This is a genomic window from Acinetobacter guerrae (assembly GCF_009372255.1).
Taxonomy (GTDB): domain Bacteria; phylum Pseudomonadota; class Gammaproteobacteria; order Pseudomonadales; family Moraxellaceae; genus Acinetobacter; species Acinetobacter guerrae.
Map to the genome: position 1 here is coordinate 78,912 of NZ_LXGN01000045.1, position 20,067 is coordinate 98,978.

23 protein-coding genes, 1 tRNA gene and 1 riboswitch are annotated in these 20,067 nt (G+C 39.3%); of the genes, 17 read left to right on the forward strand and 7 right to left on the reverse strand.

Annotation, left to right across the window (positions count from 1 at the left end):
• Positions 1 to 113: 113 nt before the first annotated feature.
• The 6 genes from A7A69_RS12020 (at position 114) to ribB (ending at position 3,826) form a co-directional block, all read left to right on the forward strand.
• Positions 114 to 188 (forward strand) — tRNA-Gln (locus A7A69_RS12020).
• A 155-nt stretch (positions 189 to 343) separates the two neighbouring features.
• Complete coding sequence (locus A7A69_RS12025) at positions 344 to 1,297, forward strand: ribose-phosphate pyrophosphokinase (protein ID WP_120368740.1); 954 nt, start codon at positions 344 to 346, stop codon at positions 1,295 to 1,297.
• 97 nt (positions 1,298 to 1,394) lie between these two features.
• Positions 1,395 to 1,691, forward strand: a complete 297-nt coding sequence (gene rplY / locus A7A69_RS12030) for a 50S ribosomal protein L25 (RefSeq protein WP_152877788.1) — start codon at positions 1,395 to 1,397, stop codon at positions 1,689 to 1,691.
• Between the two features lie 18 nt (positions 1,692 to 1,709).
• Positions 1,710 to 2,291 carry an aminoacyl-tRNA hydrolase gene (gene pth, locus A7A69_RS12035; protein ID WP_187349222.1) on the forward strand — a complete coding sequence of 194 codons (582 nt, stop codon included), beginning with the start codon at positions 1,710 to 1,712 and terminating at the stop codon, positions 2,289 to 2,291.
• Between the two features lie 136 nt (positions 2,292 to 2,427).
• Entirely contained in the window at positions 2,428 to 2,808 is a 381-nt protein-coding gene (gene panD / locus A7A69_RS12040) for an aspartate 1-decarboxylase (RefSeq protein ID WP_120368737.1), read from the forward strand.
• A 123-nt stretch (positions 2,809 to 2,931) separates the two neighbouring features.
• A riboswitch (FMN riboswitch) is annotated at positions 2,932 to 3,074 on the forward strand.
• A gap of 92 nt (positions 3,075 to 3,166) precedes the next feature.
• Entirely contained in the window at positions 3,167 to 3,826 is a 660-nt protein-coding gene (ribB, locus tag A7A69_RS12045; protein ID WP_120368736.1) for a 3,4-dihydroxy-2-butanone-4-phosphate synthase, read from the forward strand.
• A 45-nt stretch (positions 3,827 to 3,871) separates the two neighbouring features.
• Here ribB and A7A69_RS12050 read toward each other — a convergent pair whose 3' ends face one another.
• Positions 3,872 to 4,402, reverse strand: a complete 531-nt coding sequence (locus tag A7A69_RS12050; protein ID WP_152877790.1) for an HPP family protein — start codon at positions 4,400 to 4,402, stop codon at positions 3,872 to 3,874.
• Positions 4,403 to 4,495: 93 nt separating this feature from the next.
• Here A7A69_RS12050 and A7A69_RS12055 point away from each other — a divergent pair, with 93 nt between their 5' ends.
• On the forward strand, positions 4,496 to 5,044 hold the full coding sequence (locus A7A69_RS12055; RefSeq protein ID WP_152877792.1) for a TetR/AcrR family transcriptional regulator: 549 nt from the start codon (positions 4,496 to 4,498) through the stop codon (positions 5,042 to 5,044).
• 11 nt (positions 5,045 to 5,055) lie between these two features.
• On the opposite strand, the gene A7A69_RS12060 is transcribed toward A7A69_RS12055, so the two are convergent.
• A complete protein-coding gene (locus A7A69_RS12060; RefSeq protein WP_004990639.1) occupies positions 5,056 to 5,541 on the reverse strand; it encodes a DUF1289 domain-containing protein in 486 nt (161 codons plus the stop codon).
• A gap of 312 nt (positions 5,542 to 5,853) precedes the next feature.
• Here A7A69_RS12060 and trhO point away from each other — a divergent pair, with 312 nt between their 5' ends.
• Positions 5,854 to 6,786 (forward strand): oxygen-dependent tRNA uridine(34) hydroxylase TrhO, encoded by a 933-nt coding sequence (gene trhO, locus A7A69_RS12065; RefSeq protein WP_120368735.1) that lies wholly within the window; start codon positions 5,854 to 5,856, stop codon positions 6,784 to 6,786.
• Between the two features lie 64 nt (positions 6,787 to 6,850).
• On the opposite strand, the gene A7A69_RS12070 is transcribed toward trhO, so the two are convergent.
• Entirely contained in the window at positions 6,851 to 7,411 is a 561-nt protein-coding gene (locus A7A69_RS12070; RefSeq protein WP_151980078.1) for a GNAT family N-acetyltransferase, read from the reverse strand.
• Positions 7,412 to 7,726: 315 nt separating this feature from the next.
• Here A7A69_RS12070 and A7A69_RS12075 point away from each other — a divergent pair, with 315 nt between their 5' ends.
• Together A7A69_RS12075 and tmpT are read left to right on the forward strand one after the other, a co-directional pair.
• Positions 7,727 to 8,338, forward strand: a complete 612-nt coding sequence (locus A7A69_RS12075) for a DedA family protein (protein WP_152877794.1) — start codon at positions 7,727 to 7,729, stop codon at positions 8,336 to 8,338.
• Positions 8,339 to 8,343: 5 nt separating this feature from the next.
• Entirely contained in the window at positions 8,344 to 8,997 is a 654-nt protein-coding gene (gene tmpT / locus A7A69_RS12080) for a thiopurine S-methyltransferase (protein WP_152877796.1), read from the forward strand.
• A gap of 67 nt (positions 8,998 to 9,064) precedes the next feature.
• Here tmpT and A7A69_RS12085 read toward each other — a convergent pair whose 3' ends face one another.
• Together A7A69_RS12085 and A7A69_RS12090 are read right to left on the reverse strand one after the other, a co-directional pair.
• Positions 9,065 to 9,589, reverse strand: a complete 525-nt coding sequence (locus A7A69_RS12085) for a YecA/YgfB family protein (RefSeq protein WP_120368729.1) — start codon at positions 9,587 to 9,589, stop codon at positions 9,065 to 9,067.
• A gap of 70 nt (positions 9,590 to 9,659) precedes the next feature.
• A complete protein-coding gene (locus A7A69_RS12090; protein WP_120368728.1) occupies positions 9,660 to 9,863 on the reverse strand; it encodes a PA3496 family putative envelope integrity protein in 204 nt (67 codons plus the stop codon).
• 358 nt (positions 9,864 to 10,221) lie between these two features.
• Between A7A69_RS12090 and rpoD the strand changes: the two genes are divergently transcribed.
• The 6 genes from rpoD to A7A69_RS12125 all read left to right on the forward strand — a co-directional run bounded on the left by rpoD (position 10,222) and on the right by A7A69_RS12125 (position 16,871).
• Positions 10,222 to 12,108, forward strand: coding sequence for an RNA polymerase sigma factor RpoD (gene rpoD / locus A7A69_RS12100; RefSeq protein ID WP_120368727.1), 1,887 nt, complete (start codon positions 10,222 to 10,224; stop codon positions 12,106 to 12,108).
• Positions 12,109 to 12,216: 108 nt separating this feature from the next.
• Positions 12,217 to 12,504 (forward strand): YbeD family protein, encoded by a 288-nt coding sequence (locus A7A69_RS12105; protein ID WP_152877798.1) that lies wholly within the window; start codon positions 12,217 to 12,219, stop codon positions 12,502 to 12,504.
• Positions 12,505 to 12,761: 257 nt separating this feature from the next.
• A complete protein-coding gene (gene lipB, locus A7A69_RS12110) occupies positions 12,762 to 13,421 on the forward strand; it encodes a lipoyl(octanoyl) transferase LipB (protein ID WP_151980073.1) in 660 nt (219 codons plus the stop codon).
• A gap of 78 nt (positions 13,422 to 13,499) precedes the next feature.
• Entirely contained in the window at positions 13,500 to 14,033 is a 534-nt protein-coding gene (locus A7A69_RS12115) for a hypothetical protein (RefSeq protein WP_120368724.1), read from the forward strand.
• A gap of 1 nt (position 14,034) precedes the next feature.
• Positions 14,035 to 15,219 (forward strand): iron-containing alcohol dehydrogenase, encoded by a 1,185-nt coding sequence (locus A7A69_RS12120; RefSeq protein ID WP_120368723.1) that lies wholly within the window; start codon positions 14,035 to 14,037, stop codon positions 15,217 to 15,219.
• Between the two features lie 266 nt (positions 15,220 to 15,485).
• Positions 15,486 to 16,871, forward strand: a complete 1,386-nt coding sequence (locus tag A7A69_RS12125) for an APC family permease (protein WP_120368722.1) — start codon at positions 15,486 to 15,488, stop codon at positions 16,869 to 16,871.
• Positions 16,872 to 16,911: 40 nt separating this feature from the next.
• Here the strand turns inward: A7A69_RS12125 and ypfJ are convergent, their stop codons facing one another.
• The gene (gene ypfJ / locus A7A69_RS12130) at positions 16,912 to 17,811 is read right to left on the reverse strand and encodes a KPN_02809 family neutral zinc metallopeptidase (RefSeq protein WP_120368721.1); all 900 of its coding nucleotides are present in this window, start codon (positions 17,809 to 17,811) and stop codon (positions 16,912 to 16,914) included.
• A 31-nt stretch (positions 17,812 to 17,842) separates the two neighbouring features.
• Entirely contained in the window at positions 17,843 to 18,769 is a 927-nt protein-coding gene (locus tag A7A69_RS12135) for a DUF808 domain-containing protein (RefSeq protein ID WP_120368720.1), read from the reverse strand.
• 126 nt (positions 18,770 to 18,895) lie between these two features.
• Between A7A69_RS12135 and trpS the strand changes: the two genes are divergently transcribed.
• Complete coding sequence (gene trpS, locus A7A69_RS12140) at positions 18,896 to 19,909, forward strand: tryptophan--tRNA ligase (protein ID WP_120368719.1); 1,014 nt, start codon at positions 18,896 to 18,898, stop codon at positions 19,907 to 19,909.
• Positions 19,910 to 20,067: the final 158 nt, after the last annotated feature.

Genomic DNA, 20,067 nt, shown 5'->3' on the forward strand with positions numbered 1-20,067 from the left:
AATCCAGCCGCCCCTGCCATTTACATCATTAAATGTCAGACAGGTTATTTACTTTGTTTTTTGTTGAATTTTCTTGACATAAACAGGTAAAACCATTAAAGTTCTGCCGCATTAGGGGCGTCGCCAAGTGGTAAGGCACCGGGTTTTGATCTCGGCATCCGTTGGTTCGAATCCAGCCGCCCCTGCCATATAACAGATTGTTCTTTAAACTACCCGTTAGAAAAACTAACTATTTTTCTTTTGCGCTCGGGCGAAGCATTGCTTAACCCCTTTGGAAAATCATCGTTTTTTCCCTTGCGCTCGGGTGAAGCGTTGCTTCACGTAATCCTCGCTCAGGTGCTTCATGCCCAATCTTGTCGTTTTTAGTGGAACTGCTCATCCACAATTTGCTCAAAAAGTCGTTAGTCATTTGCACATCCCTTTGGGAGCTGCTGCTGTAGGTAAATTTTCTGATGGTGAAATCACTGTCGAAATTACTGAAAATGTGCGTGGCAAAGACGTTTTCATTGTTCAGCCTACCTGTGCACCAACCAATGATAACCTGATGGAAATTCTGGTTATGGCAGATGCATTACGTCGTGCAAGTGCAGGACGTATTACGGCTGTGATTCCTTATTTTGGTTATGCCCGTCAAGACCGTCGTCCACGTTCAACTCGCGTTCCTATTACCGCAAAAGTAGTTGCAGATATGCTGACTACAGTCGGTATTGACCGTGTGGTGATGATCGACCTACATGCTGACCAGATTCAGGGTTTCTTTGATATTCCTGTCGATAACATTTATGGTACTCCTGCTTTGTTGGCTGACTTACGTCAACAGCAACATCATAATTTAATGGTCGTTTCACCAGATGTTGGTGGTGTTGTTCGTGCTCGTGCAGTCGCCAAGCAAATGGGCGATATTGATCTTTCAATTATCGATAAACGTCGTCAAAAAGCCAATGAATCCCAAGTGATGCATTTGATTGGTGATGTAAAAGATCGTGACTGTGTCATTGTCGATGATATGGTAGATACTGCTGGTACATTGTGTAAAGCTGCTGATGCTCTAAAACAGTTTGGTGCGCGCCGTGTGATTGCATATGCAACTCACCCAGTACTTTCAGGTAAAGCGATCGAAAATCTTACAAATTCTGTGATTGATGAATTAGTCGTAACTGACACAATTCCTCTTTCTGTCGAAGCACAAAATCTAGGCAAGATTCGTCAGGTTTCTGTTGCTGGCATGGTCGCTGAAACAATTCGTCGTATTAATAACGAAGAATCTATTAGCGCAATGTTCGATAGTTATCTATAATAGCGCAGCTTTTTTCAAACCCTAGCTTTGGCTAGGGTTTTCTATCACTAAACTGGTCGCAAGTTTAGTTTATTTAAACCTTAATGAGGATTTTCTCATGGCAAACTTCGTATTAAACGCTCAAGCGCGCGCTGAAGACAAACAAGGGAAAGGTGCGAGCCGCCGCCTTCGTCATGAAGCATTGATTCCTGCTATCATCTACGGTGGTAATGCAGAGCCTGTAGCAGTAACTTTAGAACTTCGTGAAGTTGTAAAAGCTTTAGAAAACAATGCTTTTTTTGAAGAAGTTATTGAAATCAAAATTGGTGATAAAGTTGAAAACGTTAAAATCCAAGCGTTACAACGTCATCCTGCTAAAAACACACCAATGCACGCAGACTTTAAACGCGCGTAAGTTGTTGAGCGTAAATTAGTGTCAAATATTTCGCTAATTGTTGGTTTGGGCAATCCCGGTACGGAATATGCCCAAACTCGCCATAATGCAGGTTTCTGGTTTGTTGAACAGCTTGCAGATCAATATGGCATTACCCTTAAAAAAGATCCAAAATTTAACGGTTATACTGGACGTGGTACAATAGAAGGACATGATGTTCGCCTATTAATCCCGACTACGTTTATGAATCGATCCGGTCAAAGTGTTGTTCCCTTTGCCAAATTTTATCAAATTACCCCAGAATCCATTTTAATTGCTCATGACGAACTGGACATGGATCCAGGCATTATTCGTCTCAAAAGCGGTGGTGGACATGGTGGTCACAATGGTCTGCGTGACATTGTCCCCCATATCGGTTCAAATTTTCATCGGTTACGTATTGGTATTGGTCATCCCGGCTCTAAAGAGCGTGTTTCAGGACATGTACTGGGTAAAGCACCGAAAGATGAACAACAGTTAATGGATGATGCGATTCATCATGCGTTATCTAAAGTGGAATTAATGGTCGATGGCCAATTTTCACAGGCAATGAATCAAATCAATGCTTACAAACCCAATTAACATGATTTGTTGAATATTCCCGCTTGCCATATGCTCTTTTTAAGAGCAAAATGCGCATGCAAATGCCGACTCAAAAAGTCAGATTAGGTTTTAACCTTAAGATCATACGCTTAGGTCAACTCAGGAGACGCTAGCCATGCTATCTCGTTTATTAAAATGCAAAATTCACCGTGCAGTGGTTACGCATGCCGAACTTCACTATGAAGGTTCTTGTGCAATTGACGGCGTATTAATGGATTTAGCTGGGATTCGCGAATACGAAGAAATCCATGTCTGGAACGTCACCAACGGCAAACGCTTTGCAACATATGCGATTCGTGGTGAAGACCATTCAGGTATTATTTCAGTCAATGGCGGCGCAGCGCATCAAGCTGATGTGGGTGATCTGGTGATTATCGCAACTTTTGGTGACTTTACTGAAGCCGAAGCGAATGCTCATAAACCACGTTTGGTATATGCGAATCCAGATAACACTGTGAATCACACAGCAAACTGTATTCCAGTTCAAGTGGCTTAACAGTCCAAGATATTTGAAAAGCCCGCATAGACGGGCTTTTTTATACTTCTTTCAAATATGCTTTGAAACTCTTGTTCTAAAAAAGATCTCGTTTTTTAGTTGAAAAAGACTATAATTATGGAACATCGCTTCAGGGCGGGGTGTAATTCCCCACCGGCGGTAAACTCACCACGAGTAAGCCCGCGAGCAATTGATTTTATATGATCAATCGCAGATTTGGTGCGAATCCAAAGCCGACGGTATAGTCCGGATGAAAGAAGACGACGTTCCACAGTAGATCAACTCTGGTCTATTGTTACGACCCTATTTCTGCATCAGTCCTGAAATGTTTAACCGTAACTTTACGAGAGCATTTCATATGTCTAGTTTGATTCAACCTGAAATTTTCTTTTCAGCCCTATCCCCTGCCGAACAACGTATTCAACAAGCCCTAGAAGATATCCGTCAGGGAAAACCCGTTTTGGTGATGGATGACTTTGATCGTGAAAATGAAGCCGATCTGATTGTTGCCGCTGAAACATTAAATGTAGACACCATGGCCCGCATGATCCGTGATGGTTCTGGAATTGTTTGTTTTTGCTTAACGGAAGATCTTGCAGATCATCTACAATTACCACCAATGGTACAAAATAACTCTAGCCAGTTTCACACTGCATTTACTGTGACGATTGAAGCGGCTCAAGGCGTAACAACAGGTGTGTCGGCAAAAGATCGCGTCACAACGATTCATACCGCGATTAAAGATGGCGCTGTTGCCAGTGACCTAAATCGTCCTGGTCATGTATTTCCTTTACGCGCAAGAAATGGTGGTATTTTAAGCCGACGTGGTCATACAGAAGCTACGATTGACCTTGCTCGACTTGCAGGATTAAAACCATCGGGAGTGCTATGTGAGTTAACAAATCCAGATGGAACGATGGCATCGGGTATTCAAGTCTTAGCTTATGCTCAGACCCATCACCTTACTGTGATCACTATTGAAGAGTTGGTTCAATATCGAATCAAACATAATATTTAAATTTAAGTCTTTTCATTTTTCCCGAATCACTGTATTCGGGATTTCTTATTTACTCTGCCAAAACCCCAAACCATATAAAGGCCATTTTTGGCTTGCTTTAATATTATTTACTAACCATGCAATGGCCACCAATGCAACCGCTCCTGTCAGAACTGGAAAAATTAAGAAACCCCAAGAATAATTCACACTTTGTGCTGTGAGTAAAATGACTAAAGGATTTGCACCTGCAGGTGGATGTACACAACGTAGTAATTGCATTAACGCAATTGCACAACCTACAGCCAAAGCAATACTTATGAAATGACTACCTAAAATTTTTAAAAAAACCAAACCAATCAATGCAGAAACAAAATGCCCCAAAATAATATTCCGCGGTTGCGCTAAAGGTGACTGGGAAACAGCATAAAGCAACACGCAGGTTGCACCAAATGGTGCCATAATCCACAGATGACCAGACCATTGTCCTAAACCTAATAGCAAAGCAATACTAAGCGTTCCACCGATTAAACCTCTTAAGATATCAGCATATGCTGGTCTAGGTGCCAATTTTTCTTTGCCCATAAAAATTGAAAACATGAATATATTTCCTTCATTGATTTTAGAATGACTGCAAGCTATAATTCCAAAATAGTACAGATCTGTACTATTTTAATCAAGAGCAAATTATTCATGTCAAAATCTGCAAATAAAATTTTAGCAACCGCAGAGGTACTCTTTAATCGCGATAACTTTAGCGCTGTTGGGGTCGATTTAATTAGGGACGTGTCAGGCTGTTCTAAAACCACGATGTATACGTATTTTAAAAATAAGCAACAGTTGGTACTTAAAGTACTCAAAGAACGTGATCAAAGATTTAGAGAAAGCCTACAAAATTTTGTAGGTGAAGCACAGGACATTGAAGCACTCGATAAAATTTATGATTGGCATATTCAGTGGTTTCAACAAGATCATTTTAAAGGCTGTCTATTCATTCGCGCAGTGGCTGAGTCAACCATCAAAGAAAATGAAGTACATGAGATTTCTAAAGCTCATAAACAATGGATTTATTTATTTATTTCAACCAAAGTGCAAAATTTAAAACACGCTGATGCGATTACTGAATTATGTTATAACTTTATTGAAAGTTTAATAAGCCGTTTTTTGGTAGAAGGCTTTAATCAAGACATAGCGGATCAAAACAAAGCCCTATTGAAATTACTTGTAGGTAAATTACAGTAATCATACTCAGTCTAAGATTCTTCGACTATAGGTAGTAAATGAGTCCGCATCCCGTCTGCGCGTAACCATGCAAAGTCATAACTGGCTTGTGCCAATGATAAGATACGTCTTTCAAATTCCTGCCAAATAGCTTTAACCTGATCCCCACGAATTGATAGACCACTCTCCTCAGCCAGATGTTTATTTTTTTCACAAAGTTTCAGCGCATGATATAACTTTCGCCCTTTCGTCGCATGTTCAAGCACACGAACACGCTTTAACTCTAGAAATTGCATCACCACAATTAAATTGGCATTGGGCAGCATGGGAATTAAAATCTGATCTAATTGTGAATCCAAGCGCTTCCATATACTGAGCTGCTGTTCAAGCGTAAATGTATTCCAGCGTATAATTTCATGATTGAAACGGCGACATCCACGACAAACATTATCCCCAAACGTCGTTGAACAGCGTCCTGCACATGGGGTTATCGTAGGGATGCGGCGATCATTACTCAAAATCTATCTCTCTGGTTAAAGTCTAAATCAGGATGGCTTTAGTTCATTCTGTGACATATGCTTATACTATATCTTGTATGCAATAAAATTTTAACCACAATACTTGGTATTTTGCATAGAAATACGACAATTATCAGTTGCGCCTTACCATGCACACCATATCTCACTGTAATGTGAAAGATTTTAGTTTTATTCAATTTCTTTTTATTTTCAAAAAATAATCCCTATAAAATGTATTACTTTCTCGCCTAATGATGTATTTCACGCTAAAATACGCGCCAGAATTTTTCTCTCATGCTTTTGGAGTTTTCCATGAACGCTACTGTAGAACAGCTTGCACCTGTAGAACAGCAAGCGACCACTGATTGGGTTGTTGCCGCACTATATCAATTTAAAGAAGTGAGCAATGCTGCGGATTTACAGCAACGCTTGCTCGATTTAGTCAAAAACATCAATCTGTGTGGAACTCTGATCGTTGCAAGTGAGGGAATTAACGGCACAGTAGCAGGTGATCGACAAGCCATTGATAAAATTTATCAGTTTTTACTGAGTGAAGGTTTTAATGCGATGGAGTACAAAGAATCGCAAAGTTCAGAAAAACCGTTCCGTAAAATGAAGATCAAACTCAAACAAGAGATTGTGACCTTAGGTGTTGAAGTCAAACCACGTGATTTAGTCGGCCATTATCTTGATCCTAAAGAATGGAACGAGCTGATTAGCCGTGACGATGTGATCTTAGTCGATACCCGTAATGATTATGAATATAAAGCGGGAACATTTAAGGGCGCGATTGATCCAAAAACTGAAACTTTCCGCGAATTTCCAGAATACGTCAAACAAAATCTTGAACAGCACAAAGACAAAAAAATTGCGATGTTTTGTACGGGCGGTATTCGCTGTGAAAAATCAACTTCTTTACTTCTGCAAGAAGGTTTTAACGAGGTTTATCACTTAAAAGGCGGTATTTTAAAATATCTGGAAGAAACACCTGCCGAAGAAAGCTTATGGGAAGGTGAATGTTTTGTATTTGATGGTCGTACTGCGGTTACCCATGGCGTAGAAGAAGGTCAAAATGTCAAATGCCATGCTTGCGGTTGGCCACTTACCCCAGAAGAATCAGCTCTAGCTAGCTATGAACATGGTGTTTCATGTGTGTACTGTATCGATAAAACATCTGAAAAACAAAAAGAAGGTTTCCGTATGCGTCAGTCACAAATTGCAGCTGCAAAGCGCAAACGCCTTTGAGTTGCCTTTTTAGACTGAGATCATTTTAAGCCGAAATTTAAAATTTCGGCTTTTTTAATGCAGCTTAGGTCATCTGCCCCAAAATAAAAAATTGTCCAGAAGCCAGTACCACTTTATCTAAAACATGCATTCCTAGAGCATCATGGATTTTAAGCGAAACAGGGTTATCAGTATCAATAAAAGCCACAATAGCATCAAATCCTTGTGTTTTTAGATCTTTCAATGCCTGATCATGTAAGGCTTTAGCAATACCTTTGCCGCGAAACTGATCATCTACCAAAATTGGTCCATAAGCCGCGTAGCGTAAATCTGCCAAAGGTGTTTCCTGCAAAATTAAAATATTGGCGTGCTCTTGAATATACGCCAAAATTTCTGGTCCTTTGGATTCAATTTCACGTTGTATCACTAAGAACCCAGAGGACTGTCCATCTAGTTCAGCCACATCAATAGCTGATACATCAATCCAGTGCTGAAGCAGTTGATCAAAATGCGGATTATCTTGAACAAAGCCTGAATCCAGATCTTTTCCAACTTGGCTCAATTGTTGTTTTGAGTTGTTTTGATATAACTTAAGCATCCAGTCTTTGTCCTGTTTAATCGCTTTTCTGATTTTGATCTGTGTCATATCCCTACCTCACTTTTAATGATGGTTACAGCCAATAATTGAACTTATTCATTGTTTTTATTAAATTAAGTACAATTTATATGGCTCAATTTCACTGGTTACAAGATTAAAATTTAAGCCAGACATTATGATCATACCTTGTTGCATAATTTTATCCTGTTATTGTCATGTTTCATCCTAATCGATCATTGTTTAAGTTACATGCGTGATTATGTAGGGAAATGTATAAAAAAATTTAGTCCACTTATTTACATAAGAAATATTTAAAAACAGCGACTTAACCTTTAAGATCAATTTATTTACTCATGAAAATATATGGACAATTGGATCATCCAGATGATTGAAAATCTGGGCTACTTCGGTATCGCCATCCTCATGTTTCTGGATAATGTCTTCCCTCCCATTCCTTCAGAAGTCATTATGCCAAGTGCTGGATATACTGCATCTCGTGGGCAACTTCAAATCGTGGGTGTAATTATTGCAGGCAGTTTAGGATCAATACTTGCAGCCGCAGTACTCTATGCAATTGGTCGTAAAATTCCTCACGCTGCTCTATTTAAATGGGTAGATCGTTACGGAAAATATTTATTTATTAAGTCCAAAGACCTAGAAAAAGCACTCGATTGGTTTGAGCATTATGGACACCGTATTGTTTTTTTTGGTCGAATGATTCCCGCTGTTCGTTCTTTAATTAGTATTCCTGCAGGTATGAGTCATATGCCTTTTGGCAAATTTATGCTTTACAGTAGCGTGGGAACCGTAATTTGGACAACATTTTTAGCTTGTGTTGGTTTCTATTTTGGTGAAAATCAAGAACTCATGTTTACAATTATGCATCGGGTTGGATATATCATTTTAGCAATTACTTTATTATTGGGTGGTTGGTGGTTATATCGTAAATTTTATAAGCCCAATAAATCAAGGTAATCAATATGCAACACGAATTTTGGCATCAACGCTGGCAAGAAAATCGGATTGGTTTTCACCAATTTAGACCGAGTCCACTGCTCGTTGAATATTTTAACTGCTTAGAACTTCATGCAAATGCACGAGTTTTTGTTCCATTAAGTGGTAAAACACTGGATATTAGCTGGCTAATACAACAAGGTTTTCGCGTAGTCGCAGTTGAACTCAGCCAAATTGCAGTTACTGCATTGATTGAGCAACTTACGACAGACTTTAATTTTGATTTTAAAATATCAGAAGAAAATAATCTCATTCATTATTCACACCCAAAAATCGATATTTTTGTCGGTGACTTTTTTGATCTCACTCAAAAGCAACTTGTGCAGATAGATGCGATTTATGATCGTGCTGCTCTGATTGCGCTACCCAAAGAAATGAGACAACGATATACACAACATCTTATTCATATCAGTCAGGCAGCACCACAGTTTCTAATTAGTTATGAATATGATCAGAACAGCTTTGAAGGACCTCCATTTTCAGTTGAACCTACTGAAATCGAGCATCTCTATGATCATGACTATGATATTAAATGCTTAAAAGAACAATATGTAGATGCACAGCAGAACAAGGGAGATAATCCACTCAGTAAAGTGTGGCGACTTAACCCTAAAAAATAAGCATAAAAAACACCTCAATTTGAGGTGTTTTCAATGATTGCTTTGCTTCACTTCGTAAAGTGAACATTTAATTAGGCGTGTGATACATGAGATACAATTCATTCAAGTTATCTGGAATTTCTTCTGCCAACTCATCCATCAACTGACCATTGCGACGGAAAGATTCCATTTGCGGATCTTCTTCATCAATTCCACTAAACACCATAATTGGTAAAGTGAGATCTACCAATTGGTCTTCATATTCAGGTGTAAACCAAGCATCTTCATTTAAGAACATCGCATCGACAAAACCAACGCTCCAGTCACCTAAACTTGAATCAACATCGGCTTCTTCAATTTCAAAAGGAAACTCAATCCCTTCTTCATTGGCTAAATTTTGACGAATCGAATCTAGCCAAAGCTTAATTTGCTCAATGATGGCAGCAGGAACTTTTTTCTGATTACTGTCAAAGAGTTCATCCAACCAACGATCAAACTGAGGGCCGACCGCAATTGCACATAGAAAACCATGAGTTGCCGCAAAGTCCAGACCATGTTCGTTTTGGTCACCATCCAGATAATCACTTAATTGATCTAAATCTAAGGTACTCATTGTTTATCCAGTGTATTTAAAATAGCGCATAGCATATCATTTTCAGATATGTTTATGCGGCGTTTGATTGTTAGTCTTCATCATCCAGATCATCATCGAAGTCATACTCAAAGTCTTTCAACTCACGCTCTAAACGGCGCTGCGCCAAAAGATCATCAATTAAACGACGCTTTTCCAATGACTCTTTTGCACTGATTTTGCCTGATGCTTCATCAAAACTAACATCATCATCATCACCGTAGCTATCATCTAATTCAAAATCTGTAGAAGACACTAAAACTACCTCGTAGTGAAAAAATGTGAATAGGTCTAGGCGCTATTTATCTTGCCTGATCAAGCATGTCAAGTTTTTTTTATTTTTTTTGCTTTCAAACAACTATTTGTATCTTTTTTCATCAAAAAATTTGTATATTTATAAAACTCTTGCTAACTTCTATCGATAATTCTTGATGAAAAATTTAGGATGGCATAACTTGAAAAAAACAATTCAAACCCAATATTCAAAAAATAGCTGTGAAATCAAATATATTTTTTAATTCAGATGTAAACGATCAAATCGAAAACTTTTATAGCAAATTGTGCTATCATGCACGGTTTTTTACTGCCACAGATTCAACGAAGAGTAAGCAAAGATGAGCGATATGCATTCCCCTACTTCTCAGGTAGCGGCTCTGATTAGCCGAGGCAAAGAACAAGGTTACCTAACCTACGCTGAGGTCAACGATCATCTCCCAGACTCAATCACTGAAAGCGAACAAATTGAAGACATCATTCAGATGCTTCAGGACGTTGGTATTCCTGTACATGAACGTGCCCCTGAATCTGATGATACGATGTTTGGCGACTCTACTGAAGCAGCCGATGAAGTTGCAGAGGAAGAAGCCGCAGCAGTATTGGCATCGGTTGAAAGTGAACCAGGTCGTACCACAGATCCTGTGCGTATGTATATGCGTGAGATGGGAACAGTTGAACTCCTGACCCGCGAAGGTGAAATCAGCATTGCAAAACGCATCGAAGAAGGTATCCGTGATGTCTTGCACTCGATCGCTTACTGGCCAAATGCCGTTGAAGTTGTACTCCAAGAATATAATGACTTTTTGACAGGTGAACGTCGCCTTGCCGATATTCTTTCAGGCTATCTTGACCCTGAAACCGATGAAGACATTCCTGAGGTGCTTGAAGAAGAAGCCGAACTGGAAGAAGATGAAGAAGCTTCATCTAAAACTACGAAAGACGTAAAACTTGATGATGATGACGAAGAGGAAGAATCTGAAAGTGATGATGATTCTGAAGGTGAATCTGGTCCAGATCCTGAAGTAGCCAAAGTCCGTTTTGAAGAGTTAGATGCGGCATGGAAAAATACTAAAGCTGTGATTGAACAACATGGTCGTAGCAGTGAACAAGCCAAAGATGCGCTAGAATCACTTGCAACTGTATTTATGATGTTCAAATTCACCCCACGTTTATTTGATATTATTTCAGAGATGATTCGTGGTACACACGAACAAATTCGTGCCAACGAACGTGAAATTATGCGTTATGCCGTGCGCCGTGGTCGTATGGATCGTAATCAGTTCCGCACGAGCTTTCCAGGTCAGGAATCTAACCCAGCATGGTTAGATGAGCAAATTGCTAAAACGCCTGCTGAAACTCGTTCTTATTTAGAGAAAGTCCGTCCTGACGTATTGGCATTCCAGCAAAAAATTGCGGATATCGAACAAGATCTTGATTTACATGTTCGCGAGATCAAAGACATTTCTAAACGCATGGCTGTCGGTGAGGCTAAAGCTCGTCGTGCCAAAAAAGAAATGGTCGAAGCTAACTTACGTCTGGTAATTTCGATTGCCAAAAAATATACCAACCGTGGTTTACAGTTCCTTGATTTGATTCAGGAAGGTAACATTGGTTTGATGAAAGCAGTCGATAAGTTTGAATACCGTCGTGGTTATAAATTTTCGACCTATGCAACATGGTGGATTCGTCAGGCGATTACCCGTTCGATTGCAGATCAGGCGCGTACGATTCGTATTCCTGTACACATGATTGAAACCATTAATAAGATCAATCGTGTATCACGTCAGCTGTTACAGGAAATGGGGCGTGAACCAACACCTGAAGAATTAGGCGAACGTCTGGAAATGGATGAAGTCAAAGTTCGTAAAGTGTTGAAAATTGCCAAAGAACCTATTTCGATGGAAACACCGATTGGTGATGATGAAGATTCACATTTGGGTGACTTCATTGAAGACTCAAATATCACCTCACCTGTCGATGCAGCGACATCAGAAGGCTTGAAAGAAGCAACGCGTGAAGTGCTTGAAAACTTGACTGAACGTGAAGCGAAAGTCTTAAAAATGCGTTTTGGTATTGATATGCCTACCGATCACACTTTGGAAGAAGTGGGTAAACAATTTGATGTTACCCGCGAGCGTATTCGTCAGATTGAAGCTAAAGCTTTGCGTAAATTACGCCATCCTTCACGTTCTGAGCATTTACGTTCATTCCTTGAAAATGACTAATTTAATTCCAAATGAACAGTCACTTGAAATTTGAGTGACTGTCCCCATTTAATATTCAAATACATACAAATGCCTGCATTTTCGCAGGCATTTCATATGGAGAATGTTATGTTAGACCGTACTCCTTCTCGCGAATTACAAGAACATCTTTGGGTTTTCCCAATGGATTATCCAATCAAATTGATTGGCAATGCTGGTGACGAACTTCGTGATGCAGTGATTGATATTTTGCAAAAACATTTTCCAGAATTTGATGGTAATTCTCTTCAAGTTCAGCCGTCCCGCACTGGAAAATATCACTCATTAACTGCACAATTGCGTTTTGATGAATTAGAACAAGTACATGCTTTGTATGCCGACTTAGCTGCATGCGAACATATTCGTACTGCTCTATAAGTAAAGCGAGAAATAAAAAACACGCATATTGGCGTGTTTTTTTATGGCTGAACAAAATCTAAAATCAATGATCGGATCTTGAATCAAATTAAAAGTTGCTTCTTCAACCATCTCAACCAATTTATGAATAATTTTATAGCGATTTTTTATTCATGATTTACACGCATCACATATAAATCAGTGTAATCCATGATTTTATTCATAACTAACTTCTTTATAATGAACAGGTATTTTGATTGAACATAGGGCTGACATTTGTGAGTAACGTCGTAATCAAACCAACTTTGACAATACATCAATATCAAAGCTTAACTCCTTATGCCGACCGTTTTCAGGAAATGAAAAGCCTGACTGAACAACGCGATGAAAACACTCCAGATCAACTCTGGATTTTACAGCACCCTGATGTGCTTACTCAGGGGCAAGCAGGAAAGCCTGAACACATCCTTATTCCAACAGATATTCCTGTCGTTCAGTCCGATCGCGGTGGACAAGTCACTTGGCATGGTCCAGGTCAAATGGTCATTTATTTTATGTTTGATCTAAATCGCTTGAAATGGAATGTACGAACATTGGTCTCTTTTGCTGAAAAGCTGATGATCGATCTGTTAAACAAATATGGAATTAAAGCCTATGCCAAACCTGATGCGCCTGGAGTTTATGTAGATGAACGCAAAATAGGGTCATTAGGTTTTAAAATTCGCCGAGGACGCAGCTATCATGGTCTGGCTTTAAATATTGACTGTGATTTGACAGGATTTCAAACGATTAACCCATGTGGTTATGCAGGTCTTGAGATGGTTCGTTTGTGTGATCTTATTGACCAATATCCAAAGTTTGAACAGCTTGCTAAAGATGTAGTTGAATATTTTAACAACACCGATTACTTTAGTGACGTACAAGTCATTTTTAAATAATTCACTTTATTTTTTTCAATAAACTATTTAGAGTAATTACTCTAAAACTTAAAATTAGAATGTAAAAGGGATAGACGTGTGATTTCAAGTAAAACTGTAAAACCCGCACTGCAAATGGGCTACGTCAAACTCATGATGGATGTGATTGGACGCGGTCTCGTGATGGCAAGTCAGGTCGATGAAGAAATACAAAATGAAGTGGCTAAATTTCCAGAAGGCTTTGTTTTATCCATGAATGTATTCCCCAATGGACCTGCATTTGTGGCTAAAGTTACCTCAGATAAAAAACTGCAACTGATTACCCTTGAACAAGGAAAACCTGATTTGACCATTACATTTAAGCATTTAACCCATGCTTTCATGGTGTTTTCATTTCAGGAAAGTACCGCTCAAGCTTTTGCAAATGATCGTATGATTGCTGATGGGGATGTATCTAGCGCAATTCGATTGGTACGTTGTCTTAACAAAATGGAATCATTGATTTTACCGAAAGTCGTCGCCTCTCTAGCAGTAAAACAATATCCAAGCGAGCTTGGTTTGAAAGATAAATTGAGCGAAGCTGCCAATATTTATCTTAAAGTCGCACAGTCATACTTAAAACGGAGTGTATAAAATGGCTAAACCTTATTACGAATTTTTTTGCCCAGTTAAAGTAATCGCGGGTAGTGCTGCCTTAGAACACATTCCATTTGAACTTGCCACTTTAGGTTCAAAACGCCCAATGATCATTACTGACAAAGGCGTTCGTGCCAATAAACTCCTTGAACCAATCGAAACTGCATTTGCAAGCACTGATGCAGAAATTGGTTATATTTTTGATGATGTACCCCCAGATTCAAGTCTTGAAACTGTTCGCAATGCAGCCCAGTTTTATCGTGACAATAACTGCGATGCAATTATTGCAGTCGGTGGCGGTTCAGTCATCGACACCTCAAAGGCAACCAATATTTTAGTGTCTGAAGGTGGTAACGATCTACTCAAATACTCAGGTGCGCATAACTTACCTAAACCACTCAAACCTTTTTTTGTGATTCCAACCACGTCTGGCACAGGTTCAGAAGTTACGATGGTTGCCGTAGTTTCGGATACACAAAAAAATGTAAAACTGGCATTTGCGTCTTACTATTTAATGCCACATGCGGCGATTCTTGATCCACGTATGACATTAACCCTACCTGCCCATCTAACAGCAATGACAGGTATGGATGCATTAACTCACTGTGTTGAAGCTTATACTTGTCTAGCTGCCAACCCTTTAAGCGATGCCTATGCAAGTGCAGGTATCAAAAAAATTAGTGAAAATCTGTTTAATGTGATTGAAAATCCAACCGATGCTCAAGGCCGTCTGGAACTCGCTCAAGCTTCAACCATGGGTGGGATTGCATTCTCTAACTCTATGGTCGGTCTAGTACACTCTTTAGGTCATGCATTAGGTGCTGTAGCTCATCTGCCGCATGGTTTATGCATGAATTTGTTTCTTCCTTATGTTCTTGAATATAACAAGGAAATAAATGGCAATAAAATTGGCGAGTTATTACTCCCACTCGCGGGTGCAGATATTTATGCTCAAACTCCAGCTAATCTACGTGCAGAGAAAGCGATTTCTACTATTTTAGCAATGCGTGACCGTTTATTTAGTCTAACCAAACTACCACGTAATTTGCGTGAAACTGGTAAAGTGACAGAAGCGCAGCTTGATGAAATTGCTGAAAAAGCCTTAAATGATGGCTCTATTATCTATAATCCTAAAGAAGCAAATTTTCAGGATTTAAAAGCTATTCTACAAAAAGCCTGGTAATGTCATCATCACGTTCGCTTGTAATTTGATAAAAGTCTGAATTCTAACTCAATTCAGACTTTTTATTTTTGGGTGAATTTTTATTCATCAGATAGTGGAATAAATTGGCAAAAAAATTGCTAAAAACTCCATAAAGTTACTGACAAAAGGCATCAATTTAGGATAGATTGGCGCACTTTACTTTTTCATATAGGGGGGATCGTTCGTCTCAAACGATCCTTAACAGACATGACTGATCCTTGATCAACGATTATGAGGATACGCCGTTGACAACTCACACTGGGACTCAACCTGCGGCTAAACTGCAAAAAAATCTGGTAATGTGGCACATCATTATCATCGGTTTAGCGTATATTCAGCCAATGACTGTTTTTGATACTTTTGGTTTAGTATCTCAAGATAGCCATGGGCATGTACCCACATCATATATCTTTGCCCTTATTGCAATTCTACTAACGTCCATAAGCTATGGGCATATGATTAAGCGTTATCCTTCAGCGGGTTCTGCCTATACCTATGCACAAAAGTCCATTCATCCTAATGTCGGATTTATGGTGGGCTGGTCGTCATGGCTAGATTATTTGCTCTCCCCTCTGGTCAATATTATTTTGGCAGATATTTATTTACGCGCGCTTTTCCCTGGCGTAAATAACTGGATCTGGGTCATTGGTCTTACTATTTTAATGACAGTCGTTAATCTGTTCGGTGCGCGTTTTGTTGCACGATTCAACAGTACGATTGTATTTTTGCAGATTGGTGTAATTTTCTATTTTACCTATAAAGTCTATTTACTACTGACTCAAGGTATCAATGCCGATGGCAGTCTAGATCAATCCCAATACCAACTCTGGAGTATTGCACCTTTCTGGAATGAAATGACGTCTGTTGGTGCACTGATTACAGGTGCAACAATTCTATGTTTCTCATTTACAGGTTTTGATGCATTATCATCTTTGGCAGAAGAAACCAAAGACACCGAAAAAGTATTGCCTAAAGCAATTTTCCTGACTGCATTAATTGCTGGTGTGATTTTTATTATTAGCACCTATTTTATGCAGATTTACTTCCCAAGTGACCCTGCAAATTACTTCAAGAAAATTGATGAAACCCAGCCTGAGATTTTATTGGCAATCGGAGGAATCACCTTCCAGACGGTTATCCTTTATTTTGCCATTGTAACTGTGATGGCTTCAGGCATTTCAGCGCATGCAGGTGTTTCACGTTTAATGTATGTTATGGGGCGTGACGGAGTCATCAATAAGAAAATATTTGGTCATATCAGCCCTAAGCTGTACACGCCAACTTATAACATTCTTATTGTAGGTGTTGTGGCACTGACAGCAGGTTTCCTTGATTTTGAACATATCGCAAATCTGATTAGCTTTGGGGCTTTGACGGCATTTAGTTTTGTCAATTTCTCTGTGATTTCAAGATATGCTTTGCGTGATGGTCGCACTAAAAATATCAAAGACATCATGAATTATATTGTGATTCCTACGCTTGGTTTTGCCAGTGTGTTTATGATGTGGCTTGAGATTGATCAGCTCGCACTTAAAATTGGTTTAATCTGGGCAGCGATTGGTGTTGGCTATTTAGCTTATAAAACCCGTGGATTCCGTTATCCACCACCGCAACATAATGAACATGAATAAAACTAACCAAATAAAGGGCTTTTAATAAAGCCCTTTATTTTTAGATATTCGCTTCAAATGTATTACATTGATTTATATCGCCCGTTTTCAACCCAGCTTGAAACCAATGCATCCGCTGTTGGCTTGTACCATGAGTAAAACTATCAGGAACGACTTGACCTGTAGCTTGCTTTTGTAGATAGTCATCGCCAATTTTTTGTGCTGCATCCATCGCTTCTTCGATATCACCCTGCTCTAAAAACTGGGTTCTCTGCTCATTATGATTTGCCCAGATACCCGCAAAACAATCTGCTTGTAATTCTAATCTAACCGAAAGCTGATTGCCTTGAGTACGACTACCTTTTGCCTGTGCTTGTTGTACCTGAGAAGAGATTCCAAGCAGATTTTGCACATGATGACCAACTTCATGTGCAATCACATAAGCCTGCGCAAAATCTCCTGCTTGATCCTGACGGGATAATTCTGTCTGATTCTGCTCACCCGAAATCCCCATTTGTTGACGCATCTCTTTAAAGAAAGCGGTATCAATATACACTTTCTGATCTGCGGGACAATAAAATGGGCCCATTGCAGCTTGAGCTGTACCACAGCCCGAACGAATCGCGCCAGAAAACATAACCAATTTTGGTGGAGTATAAGTTCCGCCTAATTGTTTAAAAATGGGCGACCAAGTATCTTCTGTATCCGCTAATACTGTTCCAACAAATTCCGAGGCTTCCTGCTGCTCAGGAGTGAGATGTTCAGGCGCTTGATCACTTGGTTGCTGTTGTTGAGTCACAGTTTGTGTCGCTTGATACGCCATTTGCGGATCGACACCTAAAAACTTCCATGCGACAAACGCAACAATTAAACCCAGAATACTAATACCACCTGCTTTAGCAGCACCACCTCCGCGGCGATCCTCCACATTAGTACTAATTCGACGACCTTTCCAGCGCATAATGATTCACCTCTTTTATGATTATTGTCTTCTATGAAGTTGCTTTTTTAGGCAAGAACTTTTGTATTAAGCTTACAACCAATAATACGATTGCACCAGCAACAATCCCAACTCCCAAATTAATCATGGTTGGCGTAATTGCTCCGATAATATTTCCGACATTTGGAATCAACTCCAGATGGTCTGTCGTGTCTTCAGTAAAATGATGCAGCAATGGAATCGTATGCGAGATAATGCCTCCACCCACCAGAAACATGGCAATCGTGCCGACAATGGTCAGGGTTTTCATCAGCTTAGGTGCAAATGCCAATAGACCTCGTCCGATTGCCTGTTTAATATTTGAAGGTTGTTGCGTTAGATAGAGTCCCAAATCATCAATTTTGACAATCATTGCAACGAAACCATAAACCCCTACGGTCATAATAATGGCAATAATGCTCAAAACAGTGACTTTGGTCATAAAAGCTGCGGTCGCCACAGTCCCAAGTGAAATCACCACAATTTCAGCAGATAAAATAAAGTCAGTACGAACCGCCCCTTTTATTTTTTCTTTTTCAAATTTTACTAGATCTGTTTCATCTTTCATTAACTTTTCAGCAGCTTCTTCGGGAGTAGCTGCCTTTTTATGATGTAAGGAATGAATCACCTTTTCTATGCCTTCATAGCATAAGAATAAACCACCAATCATCAGCAATGGATTAATCAGCCACGGTGCAACGACGCTAATCAGTAATGCCAAAGGTACTAAAATCAATTTATTGATAAATGATCCTTTAGCCACCCCCCAAACTACGGGAAGTTCACGATCAGAGCGCACACCACTAACCTGTTGCGCATTCAAAGCAAGATCATCACCTAATACGCCTGCTGTTTTTTTTGCTGCCATTTTACTCATGACTGCAACGTCATCCAACACAGTGGCAATATCATCTAATAATAAAAGTAAGCTGCTCGCCATTTAATTTTCCTTAGGTTTTTTAGGCTTCTTTTTTATTGTGACTGACATTAAAAAAAATTATGCCGTACAATGTCGCCTATTCAATCGTTTAATGATATGTAGATTCATACTACTTTGGAATAGAGAATGAGTAATCTTGATCATCGTCCAATTATTTTGACTGGCGACCGTCCGACTGGACAGCTTCATTTAGGCCATTTTGTAGGTTCACTGCGCTCACGTGTAGGCTTACAAGACAGCCATCATCAACATTTATTATTGGCAGATGCTCAAGCATTAACAGACAATGCAGATAATCCAGATAAAGTTCGTCGCAATATTCTTGAAGTTGCACTGGACTATTTAGCGGTAGGAATCGACCCAACTAAAACTACAATTTGCGTTCAGTCCTGTTTACCAGCCCTAAATGAACTGACCATGCTGTATTTGAACTTTGTAACCGTAGCACGTCTTGAACGTAACCCAACGATTAAATCTGAAATTCAGATGCGTGGTTTTGAACGTGATATTCCAGCAGGTTTCCTATGCTATCCAGTGGCACAAGCCGCAGATATTACTGCGTTTAAAGCGACTGTAGTTCCAGTAGGTGAAGATCAGATTCCAATGATTGAACAGACCAATGAAGTTGTACGTCGTGTCAATCGTCAAATTGGTCAGGACTTACTACCTGAATGTAAAGCCCTGCTTTCAAATATGGCACGTTTACCAGGCTTTGATGGTAAGGCCAAAATGTCAAAATCCTTGGGCAATACCATTGTGCTCAATGCTTCAGATAAAGACATCAAAAAAGCAGTAAATGCCATGTACACCGATCCAAATCATCTGCGGATTGAAGATCCAGGTCAGGTTGAAGGTAATATTGTATTTACTTATCTGGATGCTTTTGATCCAAATCCAGAAGAAGTTGAAGAATTAAAAGCACATTATCGTCGTGGCGGTTTAGGTGATGGGACAGTCAAAAAACGCCTTGAAGGTGTTCTAAAAGACCTGATCAGCCCAATCCGTGAACGTCGTGAAGAATTAGCCAAAGATCCTGATTATATTATGGATGTATTGCGTGATGGCACTGAAAAATGCCGAATTATCACTCAGCAGACATTAGATGAAGTAAAAGATGGTTTAGGTTTATTTAAATTCTGATCATTATATTATTTTTAATTTAAAGGCTCTTAATATTAAGAGCCTTTATTTTTTAAATTTATTGATGAATATAAATCATGTTTTTTAAATGATATACAGCTCACAAAATCATCATTTTATTAACGTGATTTAACACTACTTAACGTGAATACCAATGA